The sequence below is a fragment of the Nonomuraea endophytica genome (assembly GCF_014203235.1).
Lineage (GTDB): Bacteria > Actinomycetota > Actinomycetes > Streptosporangiales > Streptosporangiaceae > Nonomuraea > Nonomuraea endophytica.
In genome coordinates, this window is the sequence record NZ_JACHIN010000003.1 from 115,590 (window position 1) to 140,127 (window position 24,538).

Sequence of the window (24,538 nt, forward strand, 5' to 3'; positions counted from 1 at the left end):
TCTGAGCGGCCAGGGCTTCTCTGAGCGGCCAGGGCTTCTCTGAGCGGCCAGGGCTTCTCTGAGCGGCCAGGGCTTCTCTGAGCGGCCAGGGCTTCTCTGAGCGGCCAGGGCTTCTTGGAGCGGCCGGGTCTTCTCGGGCGGTTTCTTGGGCGGTTTTCTTGGGACTGCCGGTGCCCGGTGCGGGTCTGGGGTTTCCCTAGAATCGGAGCGTGCAGATCTCGCCCAGCATCCTGTCCGCCGACTTCGCCCGGCTCGCCGACGAGGCCGCCGCGGTGCCCAACGCCGACTGGCTCCACGTGGACGTCATGGACAACCACTTCGTGCCCAACCTCACCCTCGGGCTGCCCGTCGTCGAAGCGCTGCTCAAGGCCACGTCCACGCCGATCGACTGCCACCTCATGATCGAGGACCCGGACCGCTGGGCACCCGCCTACGCCGAGGCCGGGGCGGGCAGCGTGACCATCCACGCGGAGGCGGCCAAGGCGCCGGTGCGTACGCTGCGCCAGATCAGGGCGCTGGGGGCGCGGGCCGGTTTCGCCCTCAACCCCGCGACCGACGTCACCCAGTACGAGGACCTGCTGGGCGAGATCGACATGCTGCTGCTGATGACGGTCGAACCCGGCTTCGGCGGCCAGCGCTTCCTCGACGTCGTGCTCCCCAAGATCCGCCGCGCCCGTGAGCTGGTGTCCCGCCACGGTGGCCAGATCTGGATCCAGGTGGACGGAGGGGTGGCCGCCGACACGATCGAGCGCTGCGCCGAGGCGGGCGCGAACGTGTTCGTAGCGGGCAGCGCCGTCTACGGCACCACCGACCCCCGCGCCGCCATCGACCACCTTCGCGCCCTGGCCGAAAGCGCCCCCCGCCCAGGCGGCGCCATCTAACCCCTCAGGTCCACGCTCCCACCCTCAACCCGGCCCCACCCTCAACCCGGCCCCACCCTCAACCCGGCCCCACCCTCAACCCGGCCCCACCCTCAACCCGGCCCCACCCTCAACCCGGCCCCACGCCTCGACCTCAAGGCCCCACCCTCAGCCCGGTCCCGTGCTCAGGCTCGGCCTGGCGCACACCGGGTCCTCGGTGCGACGGCTCCTGCCTTCGACACCGGAAACCCGCCTTGCGGGTGTCGGCGTCTTGGACTTGGGCGACCCGGTCCCCCGGCGGCAAGTGGGCTGTTTGTCGCGCCGAGTGCCCCTTGTGCACGGGAAGCTCTCGGCTGCACGTGGGCAGGCTCGTGACGTGGGCAATCCCCGGGGTCTGGGTGGGGCAATCCGGGGTGCCGGGTTCGGGGGGCGTTCTGGAACGTTTGTCTGGTCGGGGGTTATGGGTAACTGCTTACTTATGACGGACCATGGGCTTTTCGGGCCGGAATCGGTGACCTGGCGGGTGATGGGGGAGCCCATCCTTCTGGTGGGCGGGTTCCGGGCACTGTTGATGCAGGGGCTGCACCCCCGGGCGATGCGCGGCGTCCTGCAGAACTCCGCGCTCATGCACCCCGACGAAGCCTGGTCACGGTTCATGCGGACCACCGAGTTCGTACGCGTCCGGACCTACGGCACGCTGCCCGAGGTCGAACGGGCCGGCAGGCGGGTACGGAAGATCCACGCCACGCTCCGCGCCGACGACCCCGACACCGGTGAGCGCTTCCGGCTGGACGAGCCCGGTGCGCTGATGTGGGTGCACGTCGGCGAGGTGGACTCCTACCTGTCGGTGGCGCGGCGGGCGGGGGTGCGGTTGTCGGCCGAGGATGCCGACCGGTTCGTCCTGGAATGGCGGCGGGCCGCGACGGTCGTCGGCCTGAATCCCGATGACGCCCCGGGCAGCGTCGCCGAGTTGCGCGCCTACATCGAGGCCGAGCGGCCGGGCCTGCGCCTGGTGCCCGAGGCGGCACACCCGCTGCTGCAGTCGCTGACCGCGCCGCTGCCGCTGCGCCTGGCGCCGCTCAAACCGGTGCTCCCCGCCCTGACGCTGCTGGCGTTCGCGACCCTCCCGCGCTGGGCGCGCCGCCTGTACGGCCTGCCCGCCACCCCGGTCGGAGACCTGTGGGCCACCGCCACCCTGCGAACGTTGCACGCGGGACTCGGCCTGGTACCCGCCCAGATGCGCTACGCCCCCGACGCCCGCCGGGCCCGTAAGCTCATGGCGGCTTGACCAAGCGAGCGCTTGGTTGAGAATATGGGGGCGGTCGCAGATGCCGATTCGGGCATGGCAGACTGATAGGCGAAAGAAGAGCTAGCGTGCTCCGGGGTCGGTGAAATTCCGAACCGGCGGTTACAGTCCGCGACCCGGCCGATGCCATCGGCCGGTTGACTCGGTGAAATTCCGGGACCGACGGTTAAAGTCCGGATGGGAGGAAGCGCGCAGGCGTCCGGCCGTGGCCGGGCGCCGTTGTGGTGGCGTACGCGCACCACGCACCCCCGGGGTTCGCCGTGGCTTGAAGCTACTGGCGAGTAGGAGGTCCGGGGGTGGACGAACCCTTCCGGGACAACCCCCTTTCTGAAGAACGGCCCGCCACAGGCGACCGGCACCCCACCGGTCAACGGCCCGCCGCATCCGAGCGGGATGCCGCAGGTCAACGCCCTGCCGCAAGTGAACGGCACGCCGCAGGTCAACGCCATGCCGCAGATGAACGGCCCGCCGCCGGTCAACGGCAGGCCGGTGACCGGGATGCCGGTATACGGGATGCCGGGCACATGGCGCGGGCCGTCGAACTGGCCGCGTTCGGGCTTGGCACGACCAGCCCCAACCCCGTCGTAGGCTGCGTCATCCTCGACGCCCACGGGCAGGTCGCGGGCGAGGGCTTCCACGCCTACGCCGGCGGCCCCCACGCCGAGGTCGTGGCCTTGCGTGACGCCGGTGAGCGGGCCCGTGACGGCACCGCTTACGTCACCCTCGAACCCTGCGATCACACCGGAAGCACCGGCCCGTGCACCGAGGCGCTCCTGGCCGCCGGCCTCGCCCGGGTCGTCTACGCGGTCCCCGACCCCAACCCGCTCGCGGCCGGCGGCGGTGAACGGCTGCGCGCCCACGGCGTCGAGGTCGCGCACGGTCTGCTGGGCGAGGAGGCCGAGCGGGTCAACGTGGCGTGGCTGACCTCCGTGCGGCTGGGCAGGCCGTATGTCACGTGGAAGTTCGCCGCCACCCTGGACGGCCGCTCGGCCGCCGCGGACGGCACCAGCAAGTGGATCACCTCGCCCGAGGCCAGGCAGGACGTCCACCGGCTCCGGGCCACCTCTGACGCGATCATCGCCGGCATCGGCACCGTCCTGGCCGACGACCCGCTCCTGACCGCCCGGCCAACACAACCCGTACCGGACACGGGAGCCGTATCGGACGCGGGAGCCGTGTCGGACGCGGGAGCCGTACCGGAGAAAGGGCTGGATGGGGCGATGCGGGAGCAGCTTGCCGAGGCGCGGCGGCGGGCGCGGGCGCCGTTGCGGGTGGTGGTTGATTCGGGGGCCCGTACGCCTCCCGGCGCGCGGGTGCTCGACCGGGCGGCGCCGACCCTGGTGGCCGTCGCCGACAGCACGCGGACGGGGCTTCAGGCCGAGCTGGTGCGGCTGCCGTACCGGCCGGACGGGCTGGATCTGCACGCGCTGCTCAAGGAGCTGCGCCGCCGCGGCGTGGTCAGCGCCTTCCTGGAGGGCGGCCCGACGCTCGCGGGCTCCTTCGTCAGGCAGGGCCTGGTCGACCGGGTCGTGGCCTACGTCGCGCCCGCGCTGCTCGGGTCGGGGCGGGCGGCGCTGGGGCAGGCGGGCGTGTCGACGATCGCCGGCATGCACGCCTTCGTCTTCGAAGAGGTTTCCATGATCGGTCCGGACCTGCGGATCACCGCGCGGCCGGGCACCCCTAAGGAGAAGTGATGTTCACCGGAATCATCGAGGAAATGGGCGAGATCGTCGCCCTCGAAACACGCGGGGACTCGGCCGTGTTGTCGGTGCGCGGCCCGATCGTCACCTCCGACGCCAGCCACGGCGACTCCATCGCCGTCAACGGCGTCTGCCTGACCGTCGTGGAGTCGGCGGACGGGGTGTTCACCGTCGACGTGATGAAGGAGTCGCTGGAACGCACCTCGCTGGGCGAGCTCAAGGCGGGCTCGGTGGTCAACCTGGAGCGCGCGGTCCGCGCCGACCAGCGGCTCGGCGGTCACATCGTGCAGGGCCACGTGGACGGCACCGCCGTACTGCTGTCGAGAGAGCCGGGCGAGGCGTGGGACAACCTGCGGTTCAGTCTGCCCGCCCAGCTCGCCCGTTATGTGGCGGAAAAGGGGTCGATCGCGATCGACGGAATCAGTCTCACGGTCACGACGGTTGACGACGACAGCTTCGGGGTGAGCCTCATCCCGACCACGCTGCGGCTGACCAACCTGGGCCGGCGGGTGGCGGGGGAGCTGGTGAACCTGGAGGTCGACGTGATCGCCAAGTACGTGGAAAGGCTGGTGGCACTGCGGTGAGCTGGGCAGATGCCTCAATCAATGTTTTCGGGTTGCCGGTCAAGTGGACCGATCTGCTCGGCAACGTGTTCGCGGTGGCGACCGTGCTGTTCGCCATGCGCAAGTCCATCTGGACGTGGCCGGTGCAGTTCACCGGGGCGGTGCTGCTGTTCGTCGCCTCGGTCAGCGCGCACGTCACGGGCAACGCCCTGAAGCAGGTCCTGTTCGCCGCGCTGGCGGTCTACGGCTGGTGGAAGTGGCGCCAGGGCACCCAGGGCGGCCAGGCCCTTGAGGTGCGCCCGGCCCGGATGTGGGAGCGCGTCGGGCTGATCACCGCGATGCTGCTCGGCACCGCCCTGGTCGCCACGGTGTTCTACGGGGCGTGGGTGCTGTTCGAGCTGCCGCTGTCGTGGGGCGTGCACGCGCCGGCGCCCGAGAGCTTCTTCCTCGTGGCCGCCGACGCCTACATCTTCGTCGGCGGGGCCGTCGCCACCTGGGCGCAGGGGCGGGCGCTGGTCGACTTCTGGATCGTGTGGATGGCCGTCGACCTGGTCGGCGTGCCACTGCTGTTCCGTTCCCAGCTCTACGTCTCCGGCGCCGTCTACGGCCTCTTCTTCATCCTCGTCCTCATCGGCTTCGTGAAGTGGCTGCGCGAGTACCGCACACGAACGGCCGAGCTCAAGCCCATGGCGGTGGCGACATGACCATGCTGGACCAAGTCGAACGGGCCATCAACGACATCCGCGACGGCCGGCCCGTCATCGTCGTCGACGACGAGAACCGGGAGAACGAGGGCGACATCATCTTCGCCGCCGCGAAGGCCACCCCGGAGCTCCTGACCTTCACCATCCGCCACACCAGCGGCGTCATCTGCGTGCCGATGGAGGGCAAGGAGCTCGACCGGCTCGGCCTGCCGCTCATGGTGTTCCAGAACCGCGAGCGGATGCGCACCGCGTACACCATCAGCGTCGACGCGCGCGACGGCGTCACCACCGGCATCTCTGCCGCCGACCGCGCCAAGACGATCCGCGCGCTCGCCGACTCCGCGACAGAACCCAATGAGCTGGTACGGCCCGGCCACATCTTCCCGCTGCGTTACCACGACGGCGGCGTCCTGGCGCGCAGGGGCCACACCGAGGCAGCCGTCGACCTGGCCCGCCTGGCCGGGCTGTCACCGGCGGGCGTCCTGGCCGAGATCGTCAACGACGACGGCACCATGGCCAGGCTGCCCGAGCTGCGCGCCTTCGCCGACGAGCACGACCTCGCGCTCATCTCCATCGAGCAGCTCGTCGAGCACCGGCGGCGCACCGAGAGCATGGTCACCCGGGTCGCCGAGACCCGCCTGCCCAACCGCCACGGCACCTGGCGCGCGTACGGCTACTCCAGCTCGCTGGACGGGGGCGAGCACCTCGCGCTCGTGCTCGGCGACCTCGGCGACGGCGAGAACGTACTGGTCCGCGCCCACTCCGAATGTCTGACCGGCGACGTGTTCGGCTCGCTGCGCTGCGACTGCGGCGTGCAGCTCGAGCACGCCATGGCCGCCATCGCCGAGGAGGGCAGCGGCGTCGTCGTGTACCTGCGTGGTCACGAGGGCCGCGGCATCGGCCTGCTGGCCAAGCTCAAGGCGTACAGCCTGCAGGACAACGGCAGCGACACCGTCGACGCCAACCTGGAGCTGGGGCTGCCGGTGGACGCCCGCGAGTTCTCCAACGCCGGCCAGATGCTGGCCGACCTGGGGGTCAAGTCGGTCCGGCTGCTGACCAACAACCCGGCCAAGCTCAAGGGCATGGACGGCTACGGCATCAAGGTGCTCGGCCGCGAGGCGATGCCGGTGGCCGTGAACCCGCACAACGAGCGGTACCTGACGGCCAAGCGGGAACGCCTCGGCCACTTCGTGGAGGAGACCTCATGAGCGGCGAAGGACGGCCCGGGGCGGCCGCGGTGGACGCCTCCGGCCTCAAGGTCGGGATCGTCGCGGCGAGCTGGCACGCGGGGATCACCGACCGGCTGGTGGCCAGGGCCGTACAGGCCTGCGCCGACAGCGGCGCCCAGGCCACCGTGGTGCGGGTGGCCGGCTCGCTGGAGATCCCCGTGGTGGCGCAGGCGCTGGCCAGGCGCTGCGACGCGGTGGTGGCGCTCGGCGCGGTCATCCGCGGGGAGACCGCCCATTTCGAGTACGTCTGCGACTCGGTGACCGCAGGGTTGACCAGGATCTCGCTCGACGAGGAGACCCCGGTCGGCAACGGCGTCCTGACCTGCGAGAACCTCCAGCAGGCCGAGGACCGCTCCGGCGGGCCCGACGCCAAGGAGGACAAGGGCTACGAGTCGGCCATGGCGGCGCTGGAGACGGCGCTGCTGCTGCGCGGCCTGACCGTCTGACCGCCCGTCAGGGGTGACCGGCGGATTCGCCGGCCACCCCTGACGGCCGCCCGCCGTCCGCTGGCCGGACCGACCCCGACGTGCGATAAGTTTCCTGCGTGCCCGAGCCAGTCAGCCCTCCGCCGCTGCCCGTGACCTTCCGTCCGCGCCGCGGCAGAATCGTCCCGTACGGCTTCGCCGTGATCATCCTCATCGGCGCCGTGCTGATGGCCCTGTTCATCGCCGAGCCGTTCCAGCTGGCCGACCGGATCGCCATCGTGCTGTTCGGCTGCGCGGTGGCGTACATCCTGCATCTGCTGGGCCGCGTCCGGGTGGAGGCCGACGAGCGGGGCATCACGCTCGTCAACGCCCTGCGCACCCACCACTACACCTGGCCCGAGGTCCTGGACGTCACGCTGATGGTCGGCGACCCCTGGCCCAAGATCGACTTCTCCGACGGCCGCACGGTCGGCGCCATGGGCATCCAGGGCTCGGAAAAGGCCCGCGCCAAGCAGGCCACAGCCGAGCTCAAGGCCCTCATCCGCGCCAAGGGCGAAGCCGGCGAAGACTGAAGTGGCCCTGAGGTTCGGGGCCGAGGTGGACCTTTGCCGGTGGCCACCCCGAGGCTACGCTGCACGGACATGAACGTGATCGCGCACCTCAGCGACGTGCACATCGACGCCGACCCCCGCAGCTCCGACCGCACCCGCGCCGTCATGGACTACCTGAACGACCTCCCGCACGACCTCGACCTCGTCCTGGTCACCGGTGACATCGCCGACCACGGCCTGCCGGAGGAGTACGAGCGGGCCCGCGAGCTGCTGGACTCCCGGCACCCCGTCCTGGTCTGCCCCGGCAACCACGACGACCGGGCCGCGTTCCGCACGCACCTGCTCGGCACGGACGCCGGCCGGGGCCCGGTCAACCAGGCGCACCACGGCTCCGGCTTCGTCGTCGCGGCGTGCGACTCCTCGGTGCCCGGCAAGGACGATGGGCTGCTGGAGGACGAGACGCTCCGCTGGCTGGACCAGGTCCTGGCCGAGGCGGGGGAACGGACGGCTCTGGTCGCCTTCCACCACCCTCCCGCGCTGCTGCACGTGCCGTACATCGACGGCATCAGGCAGTACGGCGAGCAGCGCCTGGCCGAACTCCTGGACCGCCACCCCCACGTGGCCGCCCTGCTGGCCGGGCACGCCCACACCCCGGCGGCCACCACGTTCGCCGGCCGGCCCCTGCTCGTGGCGCCCGGCGTCGTCTCCACGCTCCGGCTCCCCTGGGAACTGCCCAAGGGCGTGGTGGACCTCGACCAGCCGCCGTCCCTGGCCTTCCACGTGCTCGACGGGGGCCGCCTGACGACGCACTACCGAACGATCCTCTGAATGTCGGCGTAGCCTGAAGAGGTGCTGAGGCGGACCATCAGGGCAGCGGACATCGAGTCACCGGAAAAGCTGATCGAGCTGCTTGACCGGTACTCCTACCTGGCCGACGAAGGGCTGGCGACGGCGGCGTTCCTGGCGCTGCGGATGGGCCGGCCGTTGTTCCTGGAAGGGGAGGCGGGGGTCGGCAAGACCGAGCTGGCCAAGACGCTGGCCGAGCTGCTGAAGGCGCCGCTCATCAGGCTGCAGTGCTACGAGGGCCTCGACGCCGCCCAGGCGCTCTACGACTGGGACTTCGCCCGCCAGCTCCTCCACCTCAAGGCCGCCGAGGCGGCCGGGGTCACCGACGTGGCCCGGCTGGAGAGCGAGATCTACGACCGGCGCTTCCTCATCGCCCGGCCCCTGCTGAAGGCGGTCGAGACGCAGCCCAGCGTGCTCCTGGTGGACGAGATCGACCGGGCCGACGACGAGTTCGAGGCGTTCCTGCTGGAGGTGCTGTCCGACTTCACCATCTCCATTCCGGAGCTGGGCACGATCAAGGCGGCCACGCCGCCGGTGGTGGTCGTCACCTCCAACCGGACGCGGGAGGTGCACGACGCGCTGAAGCGGCGCTGCCTCTACCACTGGCTGGAGCACCCGGGGTTCGACCGTGAGGTGGCGATCCTGCTGCGCAGGCTGCCCTCGTGCACGGAGACGCTGGCCGTACAGGTCGCGGGGGCGGCGGAGCGGCTGCGGGCGGCCGAGCTGATCAAGCCGCCCGGCGTGGCCGAGACCCTCGACTGGACCGAGGCGCTGCTGACGCTCGGCGCGCGCGAGCTCGACCCGGGGCTGGCGGCGGCCACGCTGGGCGCGGCGCTGAAGTACCGGGAGGACGTCGAGGCGGTGCTCGCGAACGGGCTGCTGCGCCATGGATGAGCTGGCCGCGACGATGACCGGGTTCGCCAGGACGCTGCGGGCGGCAGGGGTCGCGGCCGACCACGAGCGCACCCGCAACCTGCTGCTCGCGCTGGACCACCTCGACGTGGCCGACCCCGCGCGGGTGTACTGGGCCGGGCGGCTGACGTTGTGCGCCGCGCCGGACGATCTGCCCAGGTACGACCGCTGCTTCGCCGCCTACTTCGGTGGTCTGCGGGCGGCCGGCCGTACCGCTGACAAGGTCGTCACCCGGCACGTGGCCGCGGGCGAGGCACGCGAGGACGGCGAGCAGGAGGACGCGGACGCGGCGCCCGGCACGGCCAGCCGCACCGAGATCCTGCGCCACCGCGACGTGGCCGGGATGACCGAGGCGGAACGCGCCGAAGTGCACCGGATGCTGGCGATGCTGCGCGACCGGCGGGCCCGCCGCCGCTCGCGGCGCTACCGGCCCGCCCACCGCGGCGTCCTCGACCCGAGGCGCACGATCCGCGAGGCGCTGCGCAAGGGCGAGGTGGCGCGGCTGCGCAGGAAGACCCACACCACGCGCCCGCGCGAGGTGGTGCTGCTGGTCGACGTGAGCGGGTCGATGTCGCCGTACGCGGAGACGCTGCTGCGGTACGCGCACGCGCTGGTGCGCGGCGAACCCCGGGCGACCAGGGTGTACTCGATCGGGACGCGGCTGACGCACGTCACCGCCGAGTTGCGCCACCGTGATCCGGGCACCGCGCTGAACGCGGCGTCGCGGGTGATACCGGACTGGAGCGGGGGCACCAGGCTGGGGGAGGAGCTCCGGAGTTTCCTGAAAAATCATGACGCGCGGGGGGCGATCGTCGTGCTCGCCTCCGACGGCTGGGAACGGGGTGATCCGGCGCTGCTCGGCGCCCAGATGGCCAGGCTCGCCCGGCAGGCGTACCGGGTGATCTGGGTCAACCCGCATAAAGGGTATGAGGGGTATGAGCCGCTCACCGGTGGGATGCGGGCGGCGTTGCCGTACATCGACGACCTCGTGGCCGGGCACAGCCTGGCCGCGTTCGAGGCGCTCAGCGAAAGGCTCGGCCATGCGTGAGGTGCTCCCGGAGATCATGCGGTGGTGGCGCTCGGGGCAGAGGTTCGGGCTGGCGACGGTGGTGAGCACGTTCAGCAGCGCGCCCCGGCCGCCCGGCGCCTCGATGGCCGTGCGCGGGGACGAGGTCGTCGGCAGCGTCTCCGGCGGCTGCGTCGAGGGCGCGGTGTTCGAGCTGGCCGCCGAGGCCGAGGTCCCCGTCCTGCGGAGGTACGGCGTGAGCGACGACGACGCCTTCGCGGTCGGGCTGACCTGCGGCGGCATCATCGACATCCTCGTCGAGCCGGTCTCCATCGAGACGTTCCCCGAGCTCGGCGACATCTACTCCTCGCTCCGCGCCCACGAGCCCGTGGCCGTCGCCACCATCGTCGCCGGGCCCGGCCGGATGGGGGCCAGAAGGGTGATCTGGCCCGACCGCACCGCGGGAACCCTCGGCCTCGACCGCCTCGACCAGGCCGTCGACGACGACGCCCGCGGCATGCTCGCCCAGGGCCTGACCGGCATCCGCCGCTACGGCGGCCACGGCGAGCGCCGCCTGGACGACCTGTCGGTGTTCGTGCACTCCTTCGCGCCGGCGCCGCGCATGCTGGTCTTCGGCGCCATCGACTTCGCCGCCGCCGTCGCCCGGGTCGGCAAGTTCCTCGGCTACCACGTCACCGTCTGCGACGCCCGCCCCGTCTTCGCCACCCCCAAGCGCTTCCCCGAGGCCGACGAGGTCGTGGTCAAGTGGCCGCACGACTACCTGGCCACGCAGAAGGTGGACGAGCGCACGGTCATCGCCGTGCTCACCCACGACCCCAAGTTCGACGTGCCGCTGCTGGAACTGGCCCTGCGCACCGACGCCCGTTACGTGGGCGCGATGGGCTCCCGCCGTACCCACGAGGACCGGCTGGAACGGCTGCGCGAGGCCGGGCTCACCGACGACGAGCTGGGACGGCTGCGCTCGCCCATCGGCCTCGACCTGGGCGCCCGCACCCCGGAGGAGACGGCGGTGTCGATCGCCGCCGAGCTCATCCAACTGCGGTGGGGCGGTTCCGGACGGCCGCTGAGCGAGACGCGTGGACGCATTCACGGATGGGCAGAAATGCGGGATGAAGCGATCTAGCGTGGCCGGGCTGCTGCTCGCGGCCGGGCGCGGGGCGCGGCTGGGCACGCCCAAGGCGCTCGTGGAGTACGAGGGCGAGCGGCTGGTCGATCGCGGGGTGCGGCTGCTGGAGACCGGCGGCTGCCATCCCGTCGTGGTGGTGCTCGGGGCCGCGACCGTGCCGGTGCGCGGGGCCGTCGTCGTGCGCAACCCCGAATGGCGCACCGGGATGGGCTCCTCGCTGCGCGTCGGGCTGGCCGCGCTGCCGCCGGACGCGGCCGCCGTCGTGGTGGCGCTGGTGGACCAGCCGTTCGTGACGCCCGCCGCCGTGGCCGCGCTGATCGCCAGCGGCGGCGAGGTGGCCGTCGCCACGTACGGCGGCGCCCGGCGCAACCCGGTGCTGTTCGGCCGGGACCACTTCGCCGAGGTGGCCGGGCTGGCGGTGGGGGATGTGGGGGCCAGGCCGTTCCTGAAGGCTTATCCGGAGCTGATCACCGACGTGCCGTGCGACGGGCTGGGCAGCCCGGCCGACATCGACACGCCCGAGGACCTGGAGCTTCTGAAGGGTCTCTAGCCTTTAGCTTCTGGCCGCTACCGGCCCGTCAGGGCTCTTATGACAGTTTCAGAGATGCGAGTGCGGCGCGGTGGTCGCTGCCGACGGCCGGGGCGACGCCCGCCTTGGTCGCGGTCATGCCCTTGTACAGGATGTGGTCGGGCCGGGTGATCGGGAACGACGACGGCCAGGTGAACCCGAACCCGTCGCCCGCCTCGCGCTGCGCGTCCCGCAGCGGCGGCGTCAGCCCGGACATGCCGCGGTCGGTGGTGGCGGTGTTGAGGTCGCCCATGAGCAGGATGCGCTTGCTGGAGTCCTTGTCGACCAGCGAGCGCGCGTGGGCCAGCGACTTGTCGCGGAAGGCGGTGTGCCCGGGGCGCGCCGAGGCCAGGTGCATCACGTACACGGTGACCTTGCCCTTAGGCGTGTCGGCCACCGCCCGCAGCGCCCTGGGCCAGCCCATGCCGACGTCGAGCTTCTGCTGCTTGCTCAGCGGGTAGCGGCTCCACAGCCCGACCGTGCCGACGGGGTACTTGTGCGGGAACATCCGGTCGAGCTGCTTGGCGGCCGGTCCGCCCGGGGTGAGTTCCTGGGCCGCGACCAGGTCGAGCCCTTCGGCGATCTTGCGCATGGCCTCGCCGGACGCGCTGTTGGTGACGCCGACGTTGACCGTGGCCACCTTGAGGTCGCTGGCGCCGCCGGGCGGCGACTGCAGCATGGTCGAGCCGAACATCAGCGCCCACACCAGGCCGGGCACCAGAGCCGCGACCGCCGCGCCCTTCGAGCGTGACAACGCCGCGCCCAGCAGAAGCACGGGCACCGTGAGCCCCACCCAGGGCAGCATGCTCTCCCAGATAGGTGTGAATCCACCCATGGCCGGAAAGAGCTGATGACCCGCCAAGGCCACGGCGACCAGGGCGGACACGACGATGACGACGCGACTCAGCACCTGTCCCAGGCTAGCCGGTGTGGGCTCGCGATGCGGACAGGCTAACCTGGTGCCGAATATAGTTCGGTTACTGCTCGGTTCGAGGGAGTCCGGCATGCGGATCGGTATGGCGCTCAACTATTCAGGCGGCTTCAAAGAGACGGTCGCCGAACTGGCCGACTACGAGCGGGCCGGGCTCGACATCGTCTTCGTGGCCGAGGCCTACAGCTTCGACGCCGTCAGCCAGATGGGCTACATCGCCGCCAAGACCGACCGCCTGGAGATCGCCTCCGGCATCCTCCCGATCTACTCCCGCACCCCGACCCTGCTCGCCATGACCGCCGCCGGACTGGACTACGTCTCCGACGGCCGCTTCACCCTGGGCCTGGGCGCCTCGGGCCCGCAGGTGATCGAGGGCTTCCACGGCGTGCCCTATACGGCGCCGCTGGGCCGTACCCGCGAGGTCATCGACATCTGCCGCCAGGTCTGGCGCCGCGAGAAGCTCACCTACTCCGGCAAGCACTACACCCTGCCGCTCCCTCCCGAGCAGGGCACCGGCCTCGGCAAGGCCCTCAAGATCATCAACCATCCGGTACGGCCGCGCATCCCGATCGTGGTCGCCGCCATCGGCCCCAAGAACGTCGAGCTGACCGCCGAGGTCGCCGAGGGCTGGGAGCCGATCTTCTACGTGCCCGAGAAGGCGGCCGAGGTCTGGGGGCCGTCGCTGGCCGCCGGGGCTGACCGTCGGGACCCCGCTCTTGGCCCCCTGGACACGATCGCGCAGGCGGCCCTTGCGATCGGCGACGACGTTCAGGGGCTTCTTGAGCTGGGGCGCGGCATGGCCGCCCTGTACATCGGCGGGATGGGCGCCAAGGGGCGCAACTTCTACAACGAACTCGCCCGGCGCTACGGCTACGAGAAGGAGGCCGAGCAGATCCAGGACCTGTACCTGGAGGGGAAGAAGCAGGAGGCGGCGGCGTTGGTGCCGCAGGAACTGCTGGAGAAGATGTCGCTGATCGGCTCGGAAGGCTTCGTCCGGGACCGGATCCAGGCACTGAAGGAGTCCGGAGTCACCACCTTGAACGTGACGCCGCTGGCCAACACGCACGAGGAGCGCCTCCGCCTGATGGAAAAGGTAAAGGCCCTAACCGCCTAACCGCCTAACCGCCTAACCGCCTAACCGCCTAACCGCCTAACCGCCTAACCCTGCCCCGCCCGCCCACGCCCCAGCCTGCCTGTCGCCCGCTCGGGACCTCGGCGTCCTGGGTCCGGTGTTCCGGGGCCGGGGTTCTTGGGTTTGGGTTGGTCGGGTCTGTGGGGCTTGCTGGGCTTTTGTGCGCCGCACGGACGGACGGGGTGCGGCGGAGCCCGGCGCACCCGGTGCGGCGGCCGGGGTGGGCCATGGCGGCCGGCCGGCGGATGGCTGTTGCGGCGCCCCGCCGGAGTGCGGTGGGGAGCATCGGCTGCGGCGGCGCGCCCGGGGCGGCGGGCGGTGGTTCGTGGGCGGAGCCGTACGGGATAGTGACCCAGATCACAGAGGGCGGCGGGAATAGCCAGAGATAAGAGCGGTGTTGTGACGATTCGTGAGGTTTTCGGTAGTCATCGTGTGGCTCGTTGAGCGGCTGCACATCGACCTGTGCCGCGTGACGGGGACGAGCTGTCGCTGATCGCGCCATGACGCGCTAGATCGCCACTCACCCCTTTTCTCCTTTCCGGTGTGCCTTCGGCATGCCGTCATCTCCGGAGCCTTCCTCACGTGAAGAGATTCAGCTTCTCCCTGCAACTGCTCGCCGGCCTCGTGGTCGGCATCGCCCTCGGATTCGTCGCCAAGATTTGGGACGTCTCCTGGCTCGCAGAGACCCTGACCCAGGTCGGCAAGATCTTCGTGCAGCTGCTGAAGCTGGCCGTGCCGCCGCTGGTGTTCACCGCGGTGCTGGTCAGCGTCGCCAACCTGCGCAACGTCAACGGCGCCGCCAGGCTGGCCTCGAAGACCCTGTTCTGGTTCCTGGCGACCGCCTTCATCTCGGTGGCGTTCGCCATCGGCCTGGGCCTCATCATCAACCCCGGCCAGGGCGTCACCCTCGACACCAGCACCGCCAAGGCCGTCGACACCGAGGGCGCCGGCACCTGGCTCGACTTCGTGACCGGCATCATCCCCACGAACATCGTCACCGCCTTCACCGAGCTGAACGTCCTCCAGATCGTCTTCCTGGGCGTCGTCCTCGGCGCAGCGGCCCTGGCGATCGGCGACAAGGCCGAGCCGTTCCTGAACCTGAGCCGCTCCGTCCTCGAACTCGTCCAGAAGGCCCTGTGGTGGGTCATCCGCCTCGCCCCCATCGGCACCGCGGGCCTGATCGGCAAGTCCGTGGCCACCTACGGCTGGGACCTGCTCGCCCCGCTCGCCAAGTTCTCGGCCGGCGTCTACATCGGCTGCTTCATCGTCCTGCTGGCGATCTACCCGACGCTGCTGGCCGTCTTCGGCAAGGTCAACCCGCTGAAGTTCTACCGCAACGCCTGGCCCGCCATCGAGCTCGCCTTCGTCTCCCGCTCCTCAGTGGGCACCCTCCCCCTCACCCAGCGCGTGACGGTAGAGCGCAACGGCGTCGACCGCGACTACGCCTCCTTCGCCGTCCCGTTCGGCGCCACCACCAAGATGGACGGCTGCGCCTCGGTCTACCCCGCACTCGCCGCCATCTTCGTGGCCCAGGTCTTCAACGTCCCGCTGGGCGTGGGCGACTACCTCCTGATCGCCTTCGTCTCAGTAGTAGGCTCGGCGGCCACGGCAGGCCTCACGGGCGCCATCGTCATGCTCACCCTGACCCTGAGCACCCTGGGCCTCCCCCTGGAGGGAGTCGGCCTCCTCCTGGCCATCGACCCCATCCTGGACATGATCCGCACCGCCACCAACGTCGCGGGCCAGGCAGTGGTCCCGGTCCTGGTCGCCCGCTCCGAGGGCCGCTTGGACGAGGCCGTCTTCAACGCCCCACCCCAGCCCCTCGACGACGACGCCCCCGCCGCCAAGTCCCCTGCCCGGGAACCGGCGCTGGCATAACCGCATAACGACAAAGGGCGAGAGGCTCCCGGCCTCTCGCCCTTTGCGCGCGCTAAAACCTCTATTTATGTGTGCCTTATCTCACATTTCCTCATGTTTGAGGGGTGGAGGTTACTCTCCGTATATCTCATATCCCGAAATAGGATCTTGTGGCCTGTTTGGGTGGTAGTTACGATTTGCCCGTTTGGTAATTTGCTCTGAGCCTCCGATCGAGCGGACGTGGTCCATGTCGGATGGCAGGGCGACGTCTGGCGTCCTCTTATTTGGATTGCCCTCGTTGGTTCGGAGTGTGGCGACGCATGCGTCGATTGTTGACGGGCTCTCGTATTTGGCATGCCATTACCCTGTCGGCCGTTTTAAGCTCGGGCCTCATTGTCCTTCCCATGGCGCCAGTGCTGGCCGCCTCAGAAGCGGCGAGCGCAATTGCCGACGGCGAAGTCGTAGCGCCCGTTCAGCAGAACGGAGCGGGTGCGCCGAAGGATTTCCTCGTGTCATCCGACGCGACGGCCGCGTCGGCGTCGGGCGGTCAGAGCGCGAGGCAGTTGCGGCGGCCTGCGGATGCGTTGCGGCTGGACGGCCGGGCCAATGGTGTGAGACCGATCAGCCGCACGATGAAGACGGGGCCTGCCCCACGCTCAGGTGCGGAACGTACGGAAGCGGTCGACCGGGCCGCTGCCCAAAGGCCCTTCATCGACGACATGTTTCCCGATGACCAGTCCCTGGCCGGCTCTGTGACGCCTGTGTTGAGTGTGGTCGCCACCAGGCTGGGCGGTGGCACGTCGGCCCAGTTCCGCTTCTTCTTCACGGTTTGCGAGAAGGTGGAGGCGGGTTCGCCGAGCGTGCCGTGTGTGGAGTCGGGCGGCTTGGACGGAATCGACGCGTGGCAGGTGCCCGCGGGCAAGCTCGCCTGGGCCAAGGAGTACGAGTGGCGAGTGCGGGTCACCGACCCCGAGCGCGGCACCGAGACCACGACGGAGACCAGGACGTTCACCACGGGTGTGCGTCAGCCGTTCATCGGGGCGACGCTCGGCGAGCGCGGCGCCGACGGGCAGGACTTCCACCAACTGTCGGGCAACTACCGCACGCAGATCACCGATGCCGCCGTCCCGGTGGCAGGCCCCCCACTCTCGGTGGTTCGAACGTACAACAGCCTCGACTCGCGTAGCCCGGGAATCTTCGGCGCTGGCTGGTCCAGTCGATGGGACATGAAGATCACCCCGGAGGTCAACACCGCCGGGACGGCGACACTACTGGTCACCCTCGCCAACGGCCGGCAGGCACGCTTCGCAGCCAAGGGCGCTGGAGCCTTCCAGCCGCCGCCCGGACTGGACGCGACGCTCACGGAAGTCGCTGGTGGAGGCTGGCGGCTGATGGACAAGTCATCCACGAACTACTTGTTCGACGCTCAGGGCCGTCTCACCCGGGTGGCCGACGCGCGCGACAGGGCGCAAGAACTGCTCTACGGCACCGGCGGGAAACTGGCGAAGGTGACGTCCACCGGCGGACGCTCGCTCACCTTCGCCTGGAACGGCAACCACGTCTCGGAGGTGTCGACGGACCCGGTCGACGGCACGAGCCTGAAATGGACCTATGAGTACGTCGGCGACAACCTGTCGAAGGCGTGTACGCCGGTGGCGGCGAACTGCACTCAGTACGGCTACGAAACCGGATCTCGATACCGCAGCCTCATCCTGGACGCCGACCCGGTCGCCTATTTCCGTCTGGGTGACAAGCAGTACGAGCCGCCTGCGAACGAGGGCAACACCGGTGGAAACGGCGTCTACGTCGATGTCGCCGTCGGTCAGCAGGGTGCGCTCGCCGGATCGGGCGACACCGCGGGAGGCTTCACGAAGTCCGCGCTCACCCTGCCGAGCGGGACCGTGGCCGAACTCAAGGACCGCTTGTCGATCGAGAACTGGTTCAAGACCACGTCCAACGGCGTGATCTTCTCCGCGGCCGACATCGGCTACCTGTACGGCGCGATGTTCCCAGCCCTCTACGTCGGCACCGACGGCAAGCTCCGAGGTCAGTACGGGAACGTCAGAAACGGCGCGGGTCAGTGGGTGTACACCCCGATCACCTCCGCCGGCCGGGTCAACGATGGCCAGTGGCACCACACGGTGTTGAACGTGGTTGGCGACAAGCAGCAGCTCTTCCTGGACGGTCAGTTGGTCGGTGAGCTCACCGGAGAGCTCGAGAACTCATGGCGGACCCACGCGGCCCTCGGCGGCGGTGACCGCGGATCCAACTGGGCGGATGTACCCGCCGGTTCCACCGTGGCCGGCGCCTGGACGTTCAAGGGCTCACTCGACGAGCTCGCCATCTACGGCAGGGCACTCACCACCGACGAGGTCAGCCGTCACTACGCCGCGCGCTTGGCGGCTCCCAACAAGCTGGCGAAGGTCACCCTGCCCTCCGGGCGAGTCTGGGCCCAGAACACCTACGACTCGGTCAGCGAGCGCGTCGCCACACATGTCGACCAGCACAACGGCACGTGGAAGGTCGGCAAGTCCGAGTACGACTGGATGACGGGCGAGTCGTCCATCACTGTGACCGACCCGCAGAACGCGACGCTCAAGTACGTCCATGACAGGTGGCGCGTCAACCAGCTCCTCTCCCAGACCGACCAGCTCGGCTACACCACCTCCTACGCCTACGACACCGGCGGTTACCTGGCGAAGATGACCGACGCCAACGCCAACGTCGTCGAGCAGGATCATGACAAGCGCGGAAACGTGATCAGCACGAAGACGTGCCGGGCGAACGGCAGCTGCCAGCGATCCTGGGCGGAATACCACGTCAACAAGGACGACCCTTTCGATCCAAAGAACGATCGTGTGCTGAAAGTCCGTGATGGCCGTTCCAGTGGTGAGACCGACAACACCTATGTGACGTCGTTGGAGTACAACCAGTTCGGCGAGCAGACCAAGCAGACGAGTCCCGCCACACCCGACTTCCCGAACGGACGCTCTTCCACAGTCGCCTACACCGATGGGACAGAACCGGCTGTAGGCGGCGGCACCACGCCCGCCGGACTGACCAAGACCAAGACAGACGCTCGCGGCAACTCCTGGACCTACCGCTACACGAAGGCCGGGGACCTCGCCGAGCAGACCGACCCCGAGGGGCTGGTCATGAAGCTGGAGTACGACACCGTCGGCCGGTTGGCCAGCTCGACGCAGGTGTCGTCGGCGTATCCCGGCGGCGTGAAGACCACGTTCACCTACGACGCCCTCGGCCGCCTGGAGACGCAGACCGATCCGGGCGTGAAGAACGAGGTCTCCGATGTCACCCACTCCAGGAAGACCACCCTGGCCTACGACCCGGACGGGAACAAACTCAGCGAGACCTTCGCGGACCTGACCGGCGGGGACGCGGCGCGGTCCACCGTCTACACCTATGACGGCCAAGGCCGGATGGAGACGTCGACCGGGCCGGAGGGCGGTGTCGTCCGGCAGATGTGGAACACACTGGGGCAACTGGCCCGGGTTACGGACGCTCGCGGGACAGTGATCGAGAACGGCTATAGCCCGCGCGGAGAGCTGATCACACGCACGGTGAAGGGCTGGACAGGCAGTCCGGTCAATCCGCAGCCCGCCAGGGACGTGGTGCTGGAGTCGTTCGCGTACGATCCGGCCGGTCGTGCGGCGACGCGGACCGACGCGATGGGGCGCAAGACGTCCTTCACCTACTTCGGCGACAACCTCCTGTCGCAGAAGATCAGTGACGATGCGAAGCTGAACGGCTCCGCGACCCCCAGAGACGTGGTGCTTGAGGATCACACCTACGACGCCGCCGGTAACCGTGTCAAGCTGGTGACTGGTGGTGGCACGGTCACCACGGAGGTCGTTTACGACGCCGCGGGCCGTATCACGTCGCAGACCTTCGACCCCGGGACACTCAAGCGCAAGACCGCGTTCACATACGACGCCAACGGCAACGTCCTCAAGGCCATGTCTACCGGCGCGGGGACGACGCGTACGGAGATCAAGGAGTTCGCCTACAACAAGGCCAACCAGCCGACGCGGGAGACCGTCGAGAACGGCGATGCAGATCTGGTTGCCAGCCTCGCCTACGATGACCGGGGTCTCGTCACGGCGATGACCGATCCACGGGGCAACGTATCGGGTGCATCGGCAGCGGACTTCACCACCACGATGCGCTATGACGCCATGGGGCGGCTGGTCGAGGCGGTGGGTCCGCAGGTAGCGGTGGACAAGGCCGGGTCGAGTGCGGGTGCGAAGCCGACAGCTCGCATCGGGTACGACACCTTCGGCGGTACGACTCACAAGACCGATCCTGAGGGCCGTACGATCACCTCGGTGTTCGACAAGGCGGGCCGATTGACCGGTGAGATAGCACCGTCGTACACGCCGCCCGGCGGGACGGCGGTGACGCCGACGACCGCTCACGCCTACGACCTGGCCGGACAACTCGTGCGCACCACCGACCCGCGCGGCAACAGTTCGACCTTCGAGTACGACCAGCTGGGTCGGCAGGTGCGTGCCAACGATCCGGCTCCCCAGGGGCAGCCCGCAGGGCAGTCGGTGGTGGACTACGACCTGGTGGGTGAGAAGCTGGCGGCGACCGGTCCTACCGGGGCACGTACCGAGGCGACATATGACGATCTGGGCCGGATGATCACCTCGACACAGGTCGAGCGCAAGCCGGCAGCGGCGGCGTACACGACGAAGCTCGAGTACAACGACGCCGGAGTGCTGACCAAGCAGATCGCGCCGGGCAATCGGACCACAGGCTTCGCGGTGAACGCGGCCGGTGAGGTCACCACCCAAACAGACCCGGCGACGAACAAGACGCTGATGGCATATGACCTGGCCGGCCGCTTGGTCAAGACCACCGATCCAGAGGGCAACGCCACGGTCGCCGAGTACGACCTGGCCGGACGCCAGACCGGCACCCAGGACCTGAACGCCACCGGCGCGCTGGTCCGCTCAGCCAGCACCGCCTACGACGCCGCAGGCAACCCCACCTCGGCGACCTCGCCCGAAGGCCACATCACCAAGCAGACCTACGACGCGCTCAACCGCGTGACCTCGCTGATCGAGCCCGTCTCGGCCGGAGAGTCGATCACCACCTCGTTCGGCTACGACGCCAGCGGCGCCCGCACCCGGCTGACCGACGGGCGCGGCAACGCCACCTGGACCAGCTACAACACCCTCGGCCTAACCGAAAGCGTCACCGAGCCGTCCACCACAGCACACCCGAGCCTGGCTGACCGCACCTGGACCAGCGTCTACGACCAGGCGGGCAACCCGGCCGCGTCGCTGCTGCCCGGTGGGGTCCGCATCGACCGCACCTTCGACCACCTGAACCGTCTCACGGCCGAGACCGGCGCGGGCGGCGGAGCGGCCAGCGCCGAGCGCACCTTCAGCTACGACCTCGCTGGCCGCGCCACCGCGATCGGCGACCTAACAGTGGACTACAACGACCGCGGCCTGCCCCTGAGCGTGAAGAAGGGCACTGTCCAGCAGACCGGCTACGCCTACAACGAGCTCGGCGCCCCCTCCCAGCGCGTCGACGCCGCCGGGACCGCCACCTTCACGTGGGACAACGTCGGCAGGCTGGCCACTGCTGTCGACCCGGTCACCGGCCGCACGCTCACCTACGGCTACGACAAGTCCAGCCGCCTCAAGACGCTGACCGGCAAGACCAGCACTGGCGCCGCGGCCGACTCCCAAACGTTCACCTACGACGCCGTCGACCGCCTCGAATCCCAGACGTTGAAGAACGGCGCGGGTACGCAGCTCGCGAAGATCACCTACGGGTGGGACAAGGACGACAACCTCACCACCAAGACCACAACGGGCACCGCCGGGGAGGGCAGCAACACCTACTCCTATGACCACGCAGGCCGGCTGACCTCCTGGACCGCCCCCGACGGCGCGAAGACCGACTACGGCTGGGACGCCTCCGGTAACCGCACCAGAGCCGGCGACAAAACATTCACCTACGACGAGCGCAACCGCCTCATTACCGGCGACGGCACCGAGTACACCTACACAGCGCGCGGCACGCTGGCCGCCGAGACCAAGAACGGCCACACCACAAACCTGACCTTCGACGCCTTTGACCGCCTCATCGCCGACGGCGACAGCCTCTACAGCTACGACGCCCTCAACCGTGTCACCTCCCGCACCCGAGGCACCGCCAAGCAGACCTTCGCTTACTCCGGCCTCAGCAACGACCTGGCCGCCATCAGCGACATCAGCGGCGGCATCCAGGCAAAGTACGGCCGCGACCCCTTCGGTGAACTGCTTGGCCTACAAGAAGGCACCAGCCCGGCCGCAGGCGCCTTCACCGACCTGCACCGCGACCTAGTCGCCACCTTTACCACCACCACGCTGGCCACCAGCACCGCCTACGACCCTTTCGGTGCCGTCACCGCCCAGACTGGAACCAAGACAAACCTCGACTACCAGAGCGAGTACACGGACCCCGATACCGGCAAGACCAACATGCACGCACGCTGGTACGAGCCTGGCACCGGCACCTTTACCAGCCGCGACACCGCCACCCTCAACCCGAACCCGTCGGTTCAGGCCAACCGCTACGCCTACGCCAACGCCTCCCCCCTCACCGGCATTGACCCCACCGGCCACGCGCGCGAATCCACCGGCCTCGAATACGGCGGCGGCGGCTACTCAGGCGACATCTGCAGCATTCCATCGCAAATCCAACGTTGCGGCGAAGAAAGTGGAGCCGGGGGCCTTCCTGTTGGAAACTCCTACGGAGGTGGGGGAGCAGTCGCCTGCAGCGGAGCTGGTCTGGATATTTGCGGTGCTTTTTACTACGGCGTCACAGTGATGACCATAGAGCAGATGAAGCGGGAGAATGTGCTGCCGAATGGCTGGACTCCAAAGAAGGGGTTCTGGAAGGCCGACAAAAGGGTAATTGACCAGTTCATTGAAGAGGCATACAACGGGGTGGACCCAGCCGACCTTGATCTCGCCTGGGAAGGCTACTTGGAAATGGTCGCCGCTGGGGATTTGCCTGTTGCCGGTGGAGCGAGTGGGGGATCCCGTAAGAAATCGAGTAAGAAGACCTCGAAGGCGAAGGGTGGAGGTAGTGACCGATTGTCAGAAGCGGAAAGGGCTTGGTGTAAAGCCAATATCGTACGCTGCTCGCACGCCTACGGTTTTGCAAAACTGGTATCAGAGTATCTCGATGACAAGCTTGGGGAGGGAAAGGGGGGTGCGCGCAGAAATGCGATCCGTCATTTCATCTGGCAAGTCCTGTTGACCTGGGAATATGGAGTCAGTGGAGCGGCAGAGATCGGCGATACTCACGAAAAGGGTGGGCAGCCGTGTCGGGCAGGTGTCCCGTGTGACACAAGAATAGATCAGTTTAATAACGCTGCGGCTCGAAAATGGGCGACCTATAATAGGACAGCCTGGTATCCCAGGTATCGGGAGGCGAGAAACAGCACTTACCCTATGGCGGAAGCATTCAAGCCCGTGCTGGACGCTTTGTTTAATGTCGGAGCCAGCCTGTATCAGACTGGGACGCTGACAAAGAAGGACCCCACGTGCGCGAAGGTCGGATGCAAATCTTAGCCTCATGGGCTAGCCTTGGTACGGAGGTCCGGACGGAAGGACGGCTCGATGAAGAATGGGCTGACCTGGCTCATACTCGTTGTAACGGCTGTTGCCACTGGATGCGCGAGCAGGGGCGGGCAGCAACCGTATCCCGAAGCGATGAAGTCCTGTTACGAGAGGGATAAGCGGGAAACCAGCCAGCTCGCCGCGATCACGCAGCGACTGCTCGGGGCTGATGTGGGAAAGACGCTACAGGAGCACAGCGACTGCGATTCAGAGGAAGCTGGTGGGGCGTGGATAACGTACGATCTTGATCGAAAAGCGTCACCCAAGCAATCGCTTAAGAAGTTCTACTCTGATGGATGGGTCAATGTGCCGCTTCCTATTGAATCATGCGGGGCAACGTGCATCGCGGGGGTAAAGAAGATGATTCAAGGGCGCCATATCCTGGCGACAATTGAAGATTTTCCGGACAGTCGCGACCTTGTTGTCGTGTTCGAGGAATGATTGCGGTCTTATTAGATGGGGGCGCGCGTCTCGCTGGATTGGATACTGGGAGGATTTTTTCCGTTGCTGGGGTGTCGGGTTGGAGCTGAGCTGTCGGCGGAAAGCGCATTTCAGGGCAGTGGGATTAAGCGTCGCGATGGAAGCTCCAATGCGGTGTGCCTGACAAGGCTCTGCCTGGTAGAAGACGCGATTCCTGGCCTACTTAGGCCTTCGCTGAAGTAGCTCCTGACCGGTACAGTGAGAGCTTTGCTTTGTCAACGACTCTGACTTCGGCGATGAAGAAGCCATGTGCATCGGCGCGGTGCTCAACGGCCTGCCGGGTCCCAAGACTTGCCCGACCAGCCTGCGCTAGTCGGGACCCAAGCTCAACTAGCTTGGGAACATCTCGCTGAGGCAGGGCTTTCTGCATCAGGATCTGTCTCCGCTTCCTCTTCGTAAGGTGAAGCGTGTGCGTGGGCGGTTGGCATTCATCACGTAATAGCAGCTGATCTGGCTGAAATCCTTGCAATTATCCATCCGTCCAGATCATCTCATCCACTTGCGCTCAGGTTGTAAATATCCCAGACTCAGTGGATATCTTCTTACCATCCAGACGGTGGTTATGGCCCTGGCGGGCACTCTTGACTATGACGAGGATGCATCTACCTTACGCACATTCATGCTGGCCCCGTTCACGGGGGAGGGTAGGGCAAAGCGATCGCCACGCCGGGCGCCTCA

The 24,538-nt window shown here is 68.4% G+C and carries 19 protein-coding genes and 1 riboswitch; of the genes, 18 read left to right on the forward strand and 1 reads right to left on the reverse strand.

Annotation, left to right across the window (positions count from 1 at the left end; translation table 11 throughout):
* Nucleotides 1–209: 209 nt before the first annotated feature.
* From rpe to HNR40_RS12555, 13 genes are all read left to right on the forward strand, one after another.
* Entirely contained in the window at nucleotides 210–881 is a 672-nt protein-coding gene (rpe, locus tag HNR40_RS12495) for a ribulose-phosphate 3-epimerase (protein WP_184960657.1), read from the forward strand.
* 505 nt (nucleotides 882–1,386) lie between these two features.
* On the forward strand, nucleotides 1,387–2,148 hold the full coding sequence (locus tag HNR40_RS12500; RefSeq protein WP_246509027.1) for an oxygenase MpaB family protein: 762 nt from the start codon (nucleotides 1,387–1,389) through the stop codon (nucleotides 2,146–2,148).
* A gap of 82 nt (nucleotides 2,149–2,230) precedes the next feature.
* A riboswitch (FMN riboswitch) is annotated at nucleotides 2,231–2,361 on the forward strand.
* Nucleotides 2,362–2,690: 329 nt separating this feature from the next.
* Nucleotides 2,691–3,860, forward strand: coding sequence for a bifunctional diaminohydroxyphosphoribosylaminopyrimidine deaminase/5-amino-6-(5-phosphoribosylamino)uracil reductase RibD (ribD, locus tag HNR40_RS12505; RefSeq protein ID WP_184960659.1), 1,170 nt, complete (start codon nucleotides 2,691–2,693; stop codon nucleotides 3,858–3,860).
* The gene (locus tag HNR40_RS12510; protein ID WP_184960660.1) at nucleotides 3,860–4,450 is read left to right on the forward strand and encodes a riboflavin synthase; all 591 of its coding nucleotides are present in this window, start codon (nucleotides 3,860–3,862) and stop codon (nucleotides 4,448–4,450) included. The genes ribD and HNR40_RS12510 overlap by 1 nt, the downstream gene beginning before the upstream one ends.
* A gap of 32 nt (nucleotides 4,451–4,482) precedes the next feature.
* Nucleotides 4,483–5,133, forward strand: a complete 651-nt coding sequence (locus HNR40_RS12515) for a nicotinamide mononucleotide transporter family protein (protein ID WP_221340291.1) — start codon at nucleotides 4,483–4,485, stop codon at nucleotides 5,131–5,133.
* Nucleotides 5,130–6,341, forward strand: coding sequence for a bifunctional 3,4-dihydroxy-2-butanone-4-phosphate synthase/GTP cyclohydrolase II (locus tag HNR40_RS12520; RefSeq protein WP_281395222.1), 1,212 nt, complete (start codon nucleotides 5,130–5,132; stop codon nucleotides 6,339–6,341). Before HNR40_RS12515 ends, HNR40_RS12520 begins: the two co-directional genes overlap by 4 nt.
* Nucleotides 6,338–6,808 carry a 6,7-dimethyl-8-ribityllumazine synthase gene (gene ribH, locus HNR40_RS12525; protein ID WP_184960662.1) on the forward strand — a complete coding sequence of 157 codons (471 nt, stop codon included), beginning with the start codon at nucleotides 6,338–6,340 and terminating at the stop codon, nucleotides 6,806–6,808. The genes HNR40_RS12520 and ribH overlap by 4 nt, the downstream gene beginning before the upstream one ends.
* A gap of 98 nt (nucleotides 6,809–6,906) precedes the next feature.
* Entirely contained in the window at nucleotides 6,907–7,359 is a 453-nt protein-coding gene (locus HNR40_RS12530; RefSeq protein ID WP_184960663.1) for a PH domain-containing protein, read from the forward strand.
* Nucleotides 7,360–7,428: 69 nt separating this feature from the next.
* A complete protein-coding gene (locus tag HNR40_RS12535; protein ID WP_184960664.1) occupies nucleotides 7,429–8,166 on the forward strand; it encodes a phosphodiesterase in 738 nt (245 codons plus the stop codon).
* Nucleotides 8,167–8,187: 21 nt separating this feature from the next.
* A complete protein-coding gene (locus HNR40_RS12540) occupies nucleotides 8,188–9,078 on the forward strand; it encodes an AAA family ATPase (protein WP_184960665.1) in 891 nt (296 codons plus the stop codon).
* On the forward strand, nucleotides 9,071–10,144 hold the full coding sequence (locus HNR40_RS12545) for a vWA domain-containing protein (RefSeq protein WP_184960666.1): 1,074 nt from the start codon (nucleotides 9,071–9,073) through the stop codon (nucleotides 10,142–10,144). Before HNR40_RS12540 ends, HNR40_RS12545 begins: the two co-directional genes overlap by 8 nt.
* Complete coding sequence (locus HNR40_RS12550; protein WP_184960667.1) at nucleotides 10,137–11,246, forward strand: XdhC family protein; 1,110 nt, start codon at nucleotides 10,137–10,139, stop codon at nucleotides 11,244–11,246. The genes HNR40_RS12545 and HNR40_RS12550 overlap by 8 nt, the downstream gene beginning before the upstream one ends.
* Complete coding sequence (locus HNR40_RS12555) at nucleotides 11,233–11,799, forward strand: nucleotidyltransferase family protein (RefSeq protein WP_184960668.1); 567 nt, start codon at nucleotides 11,233–11,235, stop codon at nucleotides 11,797–11,799. The genes HNR40_RS12550 and HNR40_RS12555 overlap by 14 nt, the downstream gene beginning before the upstream one ends.
* Before the next feature lie 37 nt (nucleotides 11,800–11,836).
* Here HNR40_RS12555 and HNR40_RS12560 read toward each other — a convergent pair whose 3' ends face one another.
* Entirely contained in the window at nucleotides 11,837–12,727 is an 891-nt protein-coding gene (locus HNR40_RS12560; RefSeq protein WP_312896307.1) for an endonuclease/exonuclease/phosphatase family protein, read from the reverse strand.
* A gap of 94 nt (nucleotides 12,728–12,821) precedes the next feature.
* Between HNR40_RS12560 and HNR40_RS12565 the strand changes: the two genes are divergently transcribed.
* From HNR40_RS12565 to HNR40_RS12580, 5 genes are all read left to right on the forward strand, one after another.
* Nucleotides 12,822–13,862 carry an LLM class F420-dependent oxidoreductase gene (locus tag HNR40_RS12565; protein WP_184960669.1) on the forward strand — a complete coding sequence of 347 codons (1,041 nt, stop codon included), beginning with the start codon at nucleotides 12,822–12,824 and terminating at the stop codon, nucleotides 13,860–13,862.
* A gap of 448 nt (nucleotides 13,863–14,310) precedes the next feature.
* Complete coding sequence (locus HNR40_RS57830; RefSeq protein WP_376773472.1) at nucleotides 14,311–14,373, forward strand: putative leader peptide; 63 nt, start codon at nucleotides 14,311–14,313, stop codon at nucleotides 14,371–14,373.
* 89 nt (nucleotides 14,374–14,462) lie between these two features.
* Nucleotides 14,463–15,758, forward strand: a complete 1,296-nt coding sequence (locus HNR40_RS12570; RefSeq protein WP_184960670.1) for a dicarboxylate/amino acid:cation symporter — start codon at nucleotides 14,463–14,465, stop codon at nucleotides 15,756–15,758.
* Between the two features lie 383 nt (nucleotides 15,759–16,141).
* Nucleotides 16,142–23,332, forward strand: coding sequence for an RHS repeat domain-containing protein (locus HNR40_RS12575; protein WP_184960671.1), 7,191 nt, complete (start codon nucleotides 16,142–16,144; stop codon nucleotides 23,330–23,332).
* Nucleotides 23,333–23,380: 48 nt separating this feature from the next.
* Nucleotides 23,381–23,821 (forward strand): hypothetical protein, encoded by a 441-nt coding sequence (locus tag HNR40_RS12580; RefSeq protein ID WP_184960672.1) that lies wholly within the window; start codon nucleotides 23,381–23,383, stop codon nucleotides 23,819–23,821.
* Nucleotides 23,822–24,538: the final 717 nt, after the last annotated feature.